This window comes from Lentzea sp. (genome assembly GCF_035525475.1).
In the GTDB taxonomy this organism is placed as follows: domain Bacteria; phylum Actinomycetota; class Actinomycetes; order Mycobacteriales; family Pseudonocardiaceae; genus Lentzea.
On record NZ_DATLEC010000033.1, the window covers coordinates 20,826 to 32,922 of the forward strand.

The window sequence follows — 12,097 nt, forward strand, 5'->3', positions numbered from 1 at the left end:
GGACACCTCCGCCGCTCACCCTAGTGGGGGAACGGCGGAGATGCTTGTCTGAGCTAACTTTCCCTAGCGGGGGCCCGGCGACGGCCAGCCCGGACCGCGACCGCGACGCCGCAGGTACCGCTCGAACTCCGCGGCGATGTCGTCGCCGGAGGCCTCGGTGATCTGCATGGCCGCGTCGCCGCGCTCCTCCAGCGCGCGCACGTAGTTGCGCACGTCCTCGTCCTCGTCGGCCATCTCGGTGACCGTGCGCTCCCACTCCTCCGCCTGCTCCGGCAGCGCGCCGAGCGGGACCTCGATGTCGAGGACCTCCTCCACCCGGTGCAGCAGGGCCAGCGTGGCCTTGGGGGACGGCGGCTGCGAGACGTAGTGCGGCACGGCGGCCCAGAACGAGATCGCCGGGATGCCCGCCTGCACGCACGCGTCCTGGAACACGCCGACGATGCCGGTCGGGCCCTCGTACTTCGAGTGCTCCAGGCCGAACTTCTCGGCGGCGTCCGGGTCGTAGGCGGTGCCGGTCACCGGCACGGGACGGGTGTGGGGCGTGTCCATCAGCAGCGCGCCCAGCGTCACGACGGTCGTCACCCCGAGGGCGTCGACGTGGCCCAGCAGCTCGGCGACGAACTTGCGCCACCTCATGTTCGGCTCGATGCCGTGAACGAGGATCACGTCCGCGGAGGAGCCGGGGGGCCTGCACACCGACAGCCGCGTCGTCGGCCAGTCGACCCTGCGGGTGACACCGTCCACCATGCGGACGGTCGGCCGGGTCACCTGGAAGTCGTAGTAGTCGTCCGGGTCGATCTCGGCGAGCGGGGTGGCGTCCCAGGTGAGTTGGAGGTGCTCGATCGCGGTGCTGGCGGCGTCGCCGGCGTCGTTCCATCCTTCGAAGGCGCAGACCATGATCGGGCTCGTGAGCGGCTGGCGCGTGGTCGAAGGTGTCGGGGATTCCTGGGACGGATCGTTCACGGCGCCAGACTACGGCCTCGCGCGAGTTACACGTCGTAGGCTTGGCCCATGCGTGATCGCGGAGAGTCGCCGTTCCTGGAAGCGCTGATGAACCGTGTTGTCGTCGCTGACGGTGCCATGGGCACGATGCTCCAGGCAGCCGATCTGTCCCTCGACGACTTCAACGGTCTGGAGGGGTGCAACGAGATCCTGAACGTCACGAGGCCGGACGTCGTGAGGTCCGTGCACCGCGAGTATCTCGAGGTCGGCGTCGACGCCGTCGAGACGAACACCTTCGGCGCGAACCTCGCGAACCTGGCCGAGTACGACATCCCGGACCAGATCTTCCACCTGTCCGAACGGGGCGCCGCGCTCGCCCGCGAGGTCGCCGACGAGTTCAGCACCCCCGACCGGCCGCGGTTCGTGCTGGGCAGCGTCGGTCCCGGCACCAAGCTGCCGACGCTCGGACACGCGCCGTTCGCGACGTTGCGCGACGCCTACCAGGAGCAGTGCAAGGGCCTGCTCGTCGGCGGTGTGGACGCGATCATCGTCGAGACCTCGCAGGACCTGCTGCAGACCAAGGCGTCGATCATCGGCGCCAAGCGCGCGATGGCGTCCGAGGGCCGTGTCGTGCCGGTCATCGCCCAGGTGACCGTCGAGACGACCGGCACGATGCTGCTCGGTTCGGAGATCGGCGCCGCGCTGACCGCGCTGGAGCCGCTGGGCATCGACCTCATCGGCCTCAACTGCGCCACCGGTCCCGCCGAGATGAGCGAGCACCTGCGCACGCTGGCCAAGCACGCGCGGATCCCGTTGTCGGTCATGCCGAACGCCGGACTGCCCGAGCTGGGACCGAACGGCGCCGTGTACCCGCTGTCGCCGGAGGAGCTCGCGCAGGCGCTGGCCGGGTTCGTGCGGGAGTTCGGCGCGCGGCTCGTCGGCGGCTGCTGCGGCACGACCGCGGAGCACCTGCGCCAGGTCGCCGAGGCCGTGCGCGACCTGGGCCCGTCGGCGCGCCGGCCGCGTCCGGAGCCCGGTCTGTCCTCTTTGTACCAAGCCGTCCCGTTCAAGCAGGACGCCTCGGTGCTGATGATCGGCGAGCGCACGAACGCCAACGGCTCCAAGGCGTTCCGCGAGGCGATGCTGGCCGGGAAGTGGGAGGACTGCATCGAGATCGCGCGCGACCAGACGCGCGAGGGCGCCCACCTGATCGACCTCTGCATCGACTACGTGGGCCGCGACGGCGAGGCGGACATGCGCGCGCTGGCCTCGCGGCTGGCCACCGCGTCCACGTTGCCGATCATGCTCGACTCGACAGAACCCGCTGTGCTGCAGGCAGGTCTGGAGTGCCTCGGCGGCCACTGCGCGGTCAACTCGGTCAACTACGAGGACGGCGACGGCCCCGACAGCCGGTTCCAGAAGATCATGCGGCTCGCCTCCGAGCACGGCGCGGCGGTGGTGGCGCTGTGCATCGACGAGGAGGGCCAGGCCCGCACGGCCGAGTGGAAGGTGCGCGTCGCCGTCCGGCTGATCGAGGACCTGACGAAGAACTGGGGCATGCGGGTCGGCGACATCATCGTCGACTGCCTGACGTTCCCCATCTCCACCGGCCAGGAGGAGGTCCGCCGCGACGCGGTCGAGACGATCGAGGCGATCCGCGAGCTCAAGCGCCGCTACCCGGACGTGCAGACGACGCTGGGCCTGTCGAACGTCTCCTTCGGACTCAACCCGGCCGCGCGCCAGGTGCTGAACTCCGTGTTCCTGCACGAGTGCGTGCAGGCAGGGCTCGACACCGCGATCGTGCACGCGTCCAAGATCGTGCCGATGGCCCGCATCCCCGACGAGCAGCGCGCCGTGGCACTGGACCTGGTCTACGACCGGCGCCGCGAGGGCTACGACCCGTTGCAGAAGCTCATGGAGCTGTTCGAGGGCGTCACCACGAAGTCGAACTCGGCCACCCGCGCCCAGGAACTGGCCGCGCTGCCGTTGTTCGAGCGGCTGGAGCGCCGGATCATCGACGGCGAGCGCAACGGCCTCGAAGCGGACCTCGACGCGGCGCTGGACGAGCGCCCGGCGTTGCAGATCATCAACGACACGCTGCTCTCGGGCATGAAGACCGTCGGCGAGCTGTTCGGCTCCGGCCAGATGCAGCTGCCGTTCGTGCTGCAGTCCGCGGAGGTCATGAAAACCGCCGTCGCGCACCTCGAACCCCACATGGAACGGACCGACGACGACGGCAAGGGCCGCATCGTGCTCGCGACCGTCAAGGGCGACGTCCACGACATCGGCAAGAACCTCGTCGACATCATCCTGTCCAACAACGGCTACGAGGTCGTGAACATCGGCATCAAGCAGCCGATCAACTCGATCCTGGAGGCAGCGGAACAGCACCGCGCGGACGCGATCGGCATGTCCGGCCTGCTGGTCAAGTCGACCGTGATCATGAAGGAGAACCTCGAGGAGATGAACTCCCGGGGTGTCGCCGCGCGCTGGCCGGTGCTGCTCGGCGGCGCGGCGCTGACCCGCGCGTACGTCGAGAACGACCTGACGGAGATGTACCTCGGCGACGTCCGCTACGCGCGGGACGCCTTCGAGGGCCTGCGCCTGATGGACGCGATCATGGCGGCCAAGCGCGGTGAGAGCCCGATGGTCGACCCGGACGCCCAGGCCAAGGCGGCGGAACGCAAGGCGCGCCGCGAACGGTCGCTGCGCATCGCCGCCGCGCGCAAAGCCGTTGTGGCGGAGGAGGAGTCGTTCGGCGGCCGCTCGGACGTGGCGGTGGACAACCCGATCCCGGCGCCGCCGTTCTGGGGCAGCCGCGTCGTGAAGGGCATCCCGGTCGGGGACTACAGCGCGCTGCTGGACGAGCGGGCGACGTTCATGGGCCAGTGGGGCCTGAAGGGGGCGCGCGGGGGCGGCCCGACCTACGAGGAGCTGGTCGAGACCGAGGGACGCCCGCGGCTGCGTTACTGGATGGATCGCCTTGCCACGGAAGGTGTTCTTGCCCACGCCGCCGTCGTCTACGGCTACTTCCCGTGCGTGTCCGAAGGCGACGACCTGGTCATCCTCGAAGAGCCTTCGGCCGGCTCGCCGGAGCGCTTCCGGTTCACCTTTCCGCGCCAGAAAAGGGATCGCAGGCTCTGCCTGTCGGACTTCTGGCGTCCCCGCGAGGCGGGCGAGGTCGACGTCATCGCCTTCCACCTCGTGACGATGGGCCAGCCGGTCGCCGACTACGCGAACGAGCTGTTCGGCAAGAACGCGTATCGTGAGTACCTGGAAGTCCACGGACTGGGGGTCCAGCTCACCGAGGCGCTGGCCGAGTACTGGCACAAACGGGTCCGCGAGGAGCTCGTGTGGCCGTCGGGTGAGTCCGTCGCGGCGGAGGACCCGGCCGAGGTCGAGGAGTACTTCAAGCTCGGCTACCGCGGCGCGCGCTACTCGTTCGGCTACGGCGCCTGCCCCGAGATGGAGGACCGCAGGCGCGTCGTCGACCTGCTCGACCCGTCGCGCATCGGCGTCTCCCTGTCCGAGGAGCTCCAGCTGCACCCGGAACAGTCCACCGACGCCTTCGTGGCGCACCACCCGGAGGCGAAGTACTTCAATGTCTGACTTGCAGGCCGTTCTGTGGGACATGGACGGCACGCTGCTGGACTCCGAGAAGCTGTGGGACATCCCGCTCTACGAGTACGCGGAGAAGCTCGGCGGCGTGCTGTCGCTGGAGACCCGTGAACGCATGGTCGGCAGCAACGTGCCCACCACCATGCGCCTGCTGTTCGCCGACGTCGGCATCGAGCCCACCGAGGCGGACATGGCCGACGGCGCCGCGTGGATCTCCCGCCGCACCGAGGAGGTCTTCCGCGCCGGACTGCCGTGGCGCGAGGGCGCTCAGGACGCGTTGCGCGCGGTCCGGTCGTCCGGCGTGCCGATGGCGCTGGTGACGTCGACGGAACGCTCGTTGACCGAGGTCGCGCTGGACACGATCGGGCGGGACCTGTTCGACGTCACGGTGTGCGGCGACGAGGTCGACGGCCTGAACAAGCCGCTGCCGGAGCCGTACCTGAAGGCGGCGCGGTTGCTGGACGTGGATCCTGCGCGGTGCGTCGCGATCGAGGACTCGCCCACGGGTGTGGCCGCCGCGGTGGCGGCCGGGTGCACCGTGCTGGTGGTGCCCTGCGACGTCGAGGTGCCGGCGGGGGAGAGGCGGATCTTCCGCGACTCCCTGGTGGGCGTCGATCTCGAGGTGCTGAAGGCGCTCTAGGTCGGCAACCGCTGCCAGCTCAGCCTGGCGTCGTGCACTTCGGGCACGTAGACGGAGACCCTGAAGAACTTGGCCTCGGCGGCGTCCGCGTGCCCGCGCAGAGCCGGTTCGCCGGTGTCGAGCGAGCGCGCGATGTCGGTGAGCATCGCGTGAGGGCTCGGCCACAGCGTCGGCAGCCGACTGCCCTCGTCCACGTCCCACTCGCGGACGCACCCGGACTCCGGACCCGGCCGTTCGTCGACGAACAGGTAGTCGCCCATGCCGTTCGCGGCGATGGGGACGAACTCGCCGAGGAAGATCCCCGACGTCGTGCCCGCCGGCTCCGCCTCGACTTCGAGATCGGTCCGTTTCCGGCTCCGTTCTCGCCCGGAGTCCTCGAAGGACAACGGGGTGTACCGCGCCGGAATCAGGTTCTCCGCCCCGGCCAGGCGCCAGAAGTCAGTCGCGTCAGGCCCGGCGGTGATCTGGCCGAAAGTGCGGGACGCGTTGACACGCAACCAGTTGTGGATGCGTTCCCACGGCTGAAGACCGTTCTGCGTCATGGCGTCATGATGCCGCACAGGCACTGCCAACGTTGCGCCGGACGGCGGTAGATCTTGTTGCAGTGAGCCACGAGCATGAGTTCGGGGGAGGTGCCGGAGCTAAACGGCATTTCATTTTGGGGGGGCTTGTGCTTTCAAAAAGAAAGAATTTTTCGCGCCCATTTTCGGCGCGAATTCTGAGAATCGTGGTGGTGGCCGCTCTCGCGGCAGGAGCGCTGATGACAGCGGCGACTGTCACCGCGATCGCTGACGTCAGGCCGATGTCGCCTTCGAGCCATCCGCCGCTGGTGATCGGAACGACGGACAACAGGCTGGAGTACATCTCCCGGCACACGGGCCGATGGCTGCACGCGTCGATTGACGGCGTCGGCGGAGCCGCGACCTACCGCACGATTCCGCGTGACTCGGACGTAGACATGAACAACGCGAACGTGGTGGAGACGCACGACGGTTCGCTTCAGCTGTTCGCTTCCGGAGACGGCGTGATCTGGACGACGCGACAACAAGGCAAGAACGGCGCGTGGTCCGGCTGGAGCTTGCTCGGTGGGAACTCCTACGGGCTCCCGATCGCCGTGACGAGGGGCAAGGACGAGGCCTTGTCGCTGTTCAGCACCGGCACGGACGGCACGCTGTGGACGTCATCGCAGCGCGGTGCGAGCGGGCCCTGGTCGCCGTGGGTGTCGCTGGGCGGAACCCGTCTGACCTCGGCGCCGTCCGTGGGGCGAGGAGTCGGTGACGCGCTGGAGGTGGTCGTCAACGCGAGCGACGGTGCCACGTGGAAGATCAGCCAGGCCACCGGTGGGGGTGTTTTCGGGGCGTGGCAGCGGTTCAGCGAGCCGGGCTTCACCAACGGCTATCTCAACGACCCACAGGTGATCACCCGCGCCGACCGGAGTCTCGAGGTGGTGCTGCGGCGGGCAGACGGCACGATCGCGACCCGCCGCCAGGCGAAACCGGCGGGAACGTGGCAGAACTGGGAGACGCTGGCCGGGCACACCGGTCATGGGCGCCCTGCGGTGGTCCTCGAACCCAGCGGGATGCTCACCGTCCTGTCGGTCGGCTCTGGAGCCAGGATCAGCCGTGGCAGGTTCGGCGTCGACCCCACTGTGGCGGCACAGGGTTGGGACGATCTCGGTCAGCACGGCGCGCCGCTCGGCGGCGGGAACGAAGAGATCAACGGCGCCGGGCTGGCGAACGGCACCTGGGCGGCCGTCTACCTCGACGAGAGCGGCGCGTTGGCCGAGGTCAACTCGGGTGGCGGGGACGCGGGGGACGCGGCGCCGCCAAAACAGGCGCCGAAACTACGCGATCTGGCGTCGCTGCGCGGTGAACACGGCCGCAGCGGTACGTACTCCGAGGGACAGCCCACATCGGCACCGCAGATGGGTGCGACCTGGACACCACCGGACTTCAAGTACGACCACTTCACCTTCGAGCAGTGCCGCAACCCCGATGCCGGGGACAACCCTCCGGGGCAGGTCAAGAACCACTACTCGTACTGCTGGAGCGGGAACGCCTCCATCAACTACAAGATGCACTGCTGGGGATCGTTGTGCTTCGGCCGCCGCGTCGTCTACCTCGTCACGGTGATCGGAGAAGGCAACACGCACTCCCGCGAGTCGCTCTACCGGGTTTTCGTCTCGGACTTCGAGGACGTCTCGCCGACTGATCGCCTGATGAAGGTCAAGGTCGAGATGCGCTGCGACTCCCTTGTACAGCCGGATGACTGCAAGCCGGAAAGCGGGTCGTCGTCAACCGAACGCTCGATCGCCGACTGGGAAGCGAATGACGAGGCGCGCATGAAGGTCGTCGGCGCCGAGCCGGCGGTCGCGGAGCACAACCCCGACCGGCTCGGATACGGCAACGCGTGGGTACACGTGACCGCTACGGCGCCGAACAACAGTCGGCGGGACATCGACACGCCCAGGAACCGCGTACGTTTCGACTCCGCCGACTACCTCAAGTACAACGCGTTCACGGGCGGGCAGGGCGCGATCTTCCCCGACGTCAACGCGGTGATCAACTTTCCGATCGGCACGCCCGGGTTCGCGGCGATGCAGGCGTCCGGACTGCATTACAAGCAGGCCTTGGAACGGCCGGACGAGACGTATCCGAGGGTGGCAGGCAAACGCATCCCCGGCGCCGTCGGGGGCTCACCGCTGCACCGCCTCTTCTACGACAAGGACCGCCGTAAGGAGAACCGGGACACCGCGCATGCGGCCTGCACCAGCGAGCTGCCTCCCGGTGAGTATCCGAAACCAGACCACCAGTGCGACGAATACCCGTTCGCCACTACGAGCGAGGGGGCGTCCCAGACGTACAACCCGTTGCGCAACTTTTCGGTGAAATCCATTCACAAGGACGACAACGAGGCCGCGGGTTCCTGGCTCGGCGCCTGGTACTCGTACGACCGAATCGTCGACGGTGATCCGTTCTATGTCCGCGTGACCCTGTAGACGATGCCTGGGCGGGGTGGCCGCGGCCACCCCGCACCGTCAGGCGACAGCCGCCTCGGCGGCCTTGGCCCTGCGCGTGGCCGGGTCGACCAGCAGGCCGAACACCACGCCGATGCCGACGTAGAGCGTGGCGAGCTGAGCCAGCGAGCTGAGGCGGAACTGCCACAGCACGGCCACCGGCATGTCCGCGGGGATCGTGTCCGGCGGCGCGGGGAACGCCAGCAGCACCACCGCGACGGCCGCGACCACCGCGAGCAGCACCCCGGTCACCCGCACCGGCTGCGACCGCGCGCGCAGCTGCTCGGCGAGCCGGCTCGCCGCCCACACGATCACCAGGCCTGCCACCACCACACCGAGGTAGAGCGCCGTCCGGTGGTTCACCGTTTCCGGATCTCCCACGGCGGGCGGGTTGGCCGGGTACTTGAGCCACGGCAGCAGCGCCACCGCGCCGAACACCGCGGCGCCGAGCGCGAAGCTGCGGCTGAACGGTGTGCGGCCGGTGAACCAGCGCTTCGACAGCGCGTAGGCCGTGGCGAACACCAGGCCCACCGCGACGCCGACGATCACCACGCCGAGCATGCCGCCCACGACCTGGGCGCCGCGGCTGACCAGCTCTTCCTCGCCGTGCGAGTGCGCGTGGCCGTCACCGGCGGGTTCCCGTGCCTCCTCGACCGCGAGCGCGGCCCGGATGGGGATCTCGGTGACCAGGAGCTGGACCAGTGCGGAGGCGGCGCCGGCGATGCCGCCCGCCGCCAGCCCTCGCAGCGCGAGGGACCTGTACGTCGTCGTCATCCGCTTGACCGGTGGGGCTGATCAGTGGCAGGGGACGCCGAGCGCGTGCCGGCCGTCGTGGAAGAACTCGTGCAGCAGCTCCGAGCCCGCGCCGAGCGCGAGACCGTTCTCCTGCAGGACCAGGTAGGTGACGATCAGGCCGAGAAGTGCGGCGGCGAAAGCCCACTTGGGCACCGGGACGGCGGACAGATGTGCTGCGGGGCTCGTCATGACGGGCTCCTCCATACCTCGTGGAAGGTCAACTCTCCTTGCGGCGCCGCAGCCGGTCTCCTGACTCCCGGATCAACGCTGCCCCCGCGTCTTCCCAGTCCCGGCGGGGACCAGTGACGTGCTCGGCGGGGATCGCTTCCCGGTCACAGTGGCGAGGACCGCGCCGGATTTCCACCGGCTTCCCGTCACTGCGGCGCGTGCACCGTAAGTTGATCGGCCCGCCGAGCACAACCGGCCATAAGAGTTGTTGCGTTCCTCACTTCACGAGTGGACAGTCACCGCACTTCCCACCTGCGGCGACGCGGTAGTAAAGACAACAGCTCCTGCGCCGGAACGCGACCTCGCCCGGAATGGAGAAGAATTCCCCCGCCTGTTCGAACGGCGGCGCGCTCATCAGCCGCGCGCCGCGCAGTTCCGCTTCCTCGGCGGTGAGCGTGCGTGCGCGCACCACCATTTTCAGCGCGCCGGCGATGTTCGACATCGCGTTGCCCCACAGCAGCCCGCTCGCCACCGGGGTGACGGTCTGGATCGCCTCCACCACGGGTGCGAGCGCCTCGGCGGCGGGCGGGCCCAGCCGCGGCAGGTCGATGCGGACGCTCAGGCCGTTCACCGGGTCGTGGTGCCACCAGAGGTTCTCCGGCCGCACGTCGACCGGGATGTCGGCGGCCGTGAGCGGGCTCAGCAGCCGTGCGGTGTAGCTGAGGAAGAACAGGCTGGCCGCGACGCGTGGTTCCTCCGCTTCGTACCGGTTCGCGATGGCGTCGATGGTGTTCTTCAGCGCGGGGCCTTCGAGAAGTGCCGTTCCCGGCAGCCACGACTCGTCCGGACGGCCCACGTCCAGGGCGAAGAACGGGTTGATCCCGCGCACGCGGCGCAGCGCTTCGAGGACCTCGGCGAACTCGGACACGGAAGTTCACGCTACCGGGTGTCCATGCAGGACAAATCACGTCCAGGGCATGGGACAGGACCGACCGCGGTGTGGACGGGGCCGTGCGGGATGGGAGGATGTCGAGTCGTGAAGACCTTCGACTCCCTGTTCGCCGAACTGACCGAACGAGCCGCCACCAAGCCGGCGGGATCCGGCACCGTCGCAGCGCTCGAGGCCGGCGTCCATGCGCAGGGGAAGAAGGTCCTGGAGGAGGCGGGCGAGGTCTGGATCGCCGCCGAGTACGAGTCCGACGAGAAGCTCGCCGAGGAGATCTCGCAGCTTCTCTACCGCCTCCAGGTGCTCATGCTGGGCCGCGGCCTCACCCTTGAAGACGTGTACAAGTACCTCTGAAAGAGACTTCCACATGCTGCGCGTTGCAGTCCCGAACAAGGGCGCGCTCGCCGAACGCGCCTCCGCCATGCTCACCGAGGCCGGCTACCGGCAGAGGCACGAGCCGCGCGACCTGACCGTCCTCGACCCCAACAACGACGTCGAGTTCTTCTTCCTGCGTCCCAAGGACATCGCGATCTACGTGGCGTCCGGCGACCTCGACCTGGGCATCACCGGCCGTGACCTGGCCGCAGACTCGGGCGCCGACGACAACGGCTCCTCCGTGGAGGAGCTGCTCGCCCTGGGCTTCGGCTCGTCGACCTTCCGCTACGCCGGCCCCCGCGGCACGGACTGGAAGGTCTCCGACCTGGAGGGCAAGCGCCTCGCCACGGCCTACCCGAAGCTGGTGGGCCGCGACCTGCGCGCCCGCGGCATCACCGCCCAGGTGATCCGCCTCGACGGCGCCGTCGAGATCTCGATCCAGCTGGGCGTCGCCGACCTGATCGCCGACGTGGTCGGCTCCGGCCGGACGTTGAAGCAGCACGACCTGGTGCCGTTCGGCGAGCCGATCTGCGAGTCGGAGGCAGTGCTCGTGCACCGCGCGGGCTCGGAGCTGACGAAGGCGAAGAAGCAGCTGACGGCCCGCCTGCAGGGCGTGGTGTTCGCCCAGCAGTACCTGATGCTCGACTACGACTGCCCGCGCTCGATCCTGGACGACGCCGTGGCGCTGACCCCGGGCCTCGAGTCGCCGACGGTCGCGCCGCTGGCGGACGACAACTGGGTGGCCGTCCGCGCGATGGTGTCGCGCAAGGAGGCGAACCAGGTGATGGACGAGCTGTCGGCCATCGGCGCCAAGGCCGTGCTGGCGTCGGACATCAGGTTCTGCCGCCTGTGATCTTGGAACAGGCCGTCCTGGACGTGGTGCCGGGACGTTCGGACGAGTTCGAGTGGGCGTTCGGCGAGGCGCGGTCGTTGATCAGCGCCTCGCCGGGCTTCCTCGGCCTGGAACTGCTGCGCTCGCTGGAGACGCCGTCGCGCTACCTGCTGCTGGTGCGGTGGGAATCGCTGGAGGCGCACACCGTCGGGTTCCGGCAGGGGCCGTCGTATGCGCGCTGGTCGTCTTTGCTGCACCCGTTCTACTCGCCGTTTCCGGTGGTGGAGCACTATTCGAGCGCTCTGAGCACCTCGTCGTCCGTGGTCTGATCGAAGCTCTCGTACCAGCGGCTGACTGCCCGGAAGTGCCTCGGGACCAGGATGACGTCGCGGTTCTTGGTGCGGAGCGGTTTGCCGCCGCGGTAGGGGGCGGTGCGTCGTCTCGCTTCCGCTCGTTTGTCGTCGCACGTGCGGGTCAGCTGTTCCTCGGTGAGGTTCAACGCTCGCAGCACGTTCTGGTCGTAGAACGGTGCGTTGTCCGCCGTCACGGCTCCTACGCCGTACTCGGGGTGGTTCGGGGCGCCGATCTTGCGCGCCACCACCACGTCCAGGTCGGCGTCGAGGGCTTCGGCCACTTCCCCGGCCACCGGGACGCCGCGTCGGGGCGGCCCAGGACCAGCGGGTCGCGCCAGCGCTGGCCGCGAGCCGCGCGGCCCGCTTCCTGCCGTTCGCGAACCTCTTCACGATCTCGCTGACGCTACGCTTC

General features: G+C 69.0%; 12 protein-coding genes and 1 riboswitch. Of the genes, 6 read left to right on the forward strand and 6 right to left on the reverse strand.

What is annotated here, in order from left to right; translation table 11 throughout:
• Positions 1-63: 63 nt before the first annotated feature.
• On the reverse strand, positions 64-963 hold the full coding sequence (locus VM306_RS04475) for a PAC2 family protein (protein WP_325511145.1): 900 nt from the start codon (positions 961-963) through the stop codon (positions 64-66).
• Between the two features lie 48 nt (positions 964-1,011).
• Here VM306_RS04475 and metH point away from each other — a divergent pair, with 48 nt between their 5' ends.
• Both metH and VM306_RS04485 read left to right on the forward strand, forming a co-directional pair.
• Positions 1,012-4,551: a methionine synthase gene (gene metH, locus VM306_RS04480; protein ID WP_325511147.1), complete on the forward strand. Its 3,540-nt coding sequence runs from the start codon at positions 1,012-1,014 to the stop codon at positions 4,549-4,551.
• Complete coding sequence (locus VM306_RS04485) at positions 4,544-5,200, forward strand: HAD family phosphatase (RefSeq protein WP_325511149.1); 657 nt, start codon at positions 4,544-4,546, stop codon at positions 5,198-5,200. The genes metH and VM306_RS04485 overlap by 8 nt, the downstream gene beginning before the upstream one ends.
• On the opposite strand, the gene VM306_RS04490 is transcribed toward VM306_RS04485, so the two are convergent.
• Complete coding sequence (locus tag VM306_RS04490) at positions 5,197-5,742, reverse strand: SMI1/KNR4 family protein (RefSeq protein WP_325511151.1); 546 nt, start codon at positions 5,740-5,742, stop codon at positions 5,197-5,199. The genes VM306_RS04485 and VM306_RS04490 overlap by 4 nt on opposite strands.
• Positions 5,743-5,960: 218 nt before the next feature.
• Here VM306_RS04490 and VM306_RS04495 point away from each other — a divergent pair, with 218 nt between their 5' ends.
• On the forward strand, positions 5,961-8,198 hold the full coding sequence (locus VM306_RS04495; protein WP_325511153.1) for a NucA/NucB deoxyribonuclease domain-containing protein: 2,238 nt from the start codon (positions 5,961-5,963) through the stop codon (positions 8,196-8,198).
• 39 nt (positions 8,199-8,237) lie between these two features.
• Here VM306_RS04495 and VM306_RS04500 read toward each other — a convergent pair whose 3' ends face one another.
• From VM306_RS04500 to VM306_RS04510, 3 genes are all read right to left on the reverse strand, one after another.
• Entirely contained in the window at positions 8,238-8,990 is a 753-nt protein-coding gene (locus VM306_RS04500) for a CbtA family protein (protein ID WP_325511155.1), read from the reverse strand.
• Positions 8,991-9,011: 21 nt separating this feature from the next.
• Positions 9,012-9,200 carry a CbtB domain-containing protein gene (locus VM306_RS04505; protein WP_325511157.1) on the reverse strand — a complete coding sequence of 63 codons (189 nt, stop codon included), beginning with the start codon at positions 9,198-9,200 and terminating at the stop codon, positions 9,012-9,014.
• A gap of 33 nt (positions 9,201-9,233) precedes the next feature.
• Positions 9,234-9,408: riboswitch (cobalamin riboswitch) on the reverse strand.
• A 48-nt stretch (positions 9,409-9,456) separates the two neighbouring features.
• A complete protein-coding gene (locus tag VM306_RS04510; RefSeq protein ID WP_325511159.1) occupies positions 9,457-10,107 on the reverse strand; it encodes a (2Fe-2S)-binding protein in 651 nt (216 codons plus the stop codon).
• A 108-nt stretch (positions 10,108-10,215) separates the two neighbouring features.
• On the opposite strand from VM306_RS04510, the gene VM306_RS04515 reads away from it, so the two are divergent.
• Genes VM306_RS04515 through VM306_RS04525 form a run of 3 tightly spaced genes read left to right on the forward strand, consistent with a single transcriptional unit; the run spans position 10,216 to position 11,661 of the window.
• Positions 10,216-10,479 carry a phosphoribosyl-ATP diphosphatase gene (locus VM306_RS04515; protein WP_325511161.1) on the forward strand — a complete coding sequence of 88 codons (264 nt, stop codon included), beginning with the start codon at positions 10,216-10,218 and terminating at the stop codon, positions 10,477-10,479.
• A 13-nt stretch (positions 10,480-10,492) separates the two neighbouring features.
• Positions 10,493-11,353 (forward strand): ATP phosphoribosyltransferase, encoded by an 861-nt coding sequence (gene hisG, locus VM306_RS04520; RefSeq protein WP_325511163.1) that lies wholly within the window; start codon positions 10,493-10,495, stop codon positions 11,351-11,353.
• Positions 11,350-11,661: an antibiotic biosynthesis monooxygenase gene (locus tag VM306_RS04525; RefSeq protein ID WP_325511165.1), complete on the forward strand. Its 312-nt coding sequence runs from the start codon at positions 11,350-11,352 to the stop codon at positions 11,659-11,661. Before hisG ends, VM306_RS04525 begins: the two co-directional genes overlap by 4 nt.
• Here the strand turns inward: VM306_RS04525 and VM306_RS04530 are convergent.
• The gene (locus VM306_RS04530; protein ID WP_325511167.1) at positions 11,622-11,978 is read right to left on the reverse strand and encodes a hypothetical protein; all 357 of its coding nucleotides are present in this window, start codon (positions 11,976-11,978) and stop codon (positions 11,622-11,624) included. The genes VM306_RS04525 and VM306_RS04530 overlap by 40 nt on opposite strands.
• Positions 11,979-12,097: the final 119 nt, after the last annotated feature.

Excerpts from the sequence above, each read along its gene's own strand:
- hisG (WP_325511163.1), top strand. The coding sequence starts at position 10,493 with ATGCTGCGCGTTGCAGTCCCGAACAAGGGCGCGCTCGCCGAACGCGCC.
- VM306_RS04485 (WP_325511149.1), top strand. The coding sequence starts at position 4,544 with ATGTCTGACTTGCAGGCCGTTCTGTGGGACATGGACGGCACGCTGCTG.
- VM306_RS04500 (WP_325511155.1), bottom strand. The coding sequence starts at position 8,990 with ATGACGACGACGTACAGGTCCCTCGCGCTGCGAGGGCTGGCGGCGGGC.
- VM306_RS04490 (WP_325511151.1), bottom strand. The coding sequence starts at position 5,742 with ATGACGCAGAACGGTCTTCAGCCGTGGGAACGCATCCACAACTGGTTG.
- VM306_RS04505 (WP_325511157.1), bottom strand. The coding sequence starts at position 9,200 with ATGACGAGCCCCGCAGCACATCTGTCCGCCGTCCCGGTGCCCAAGTGG.
- VM306_RS04495 (WP_325511153.1), top strand. The coding sequence starts at position 5,961 with ATGACAGCGGCGACTGTCACCGCGATCGCTGACGTCAGGCCGATGTCG.
- metH (WP_325511147.1), top strand. The coding sequence starts at position 1,012 with ATGCGTGATCGCGGAGAGTCGCCGTTCCTGGAAGCGCTGATGAACCGT.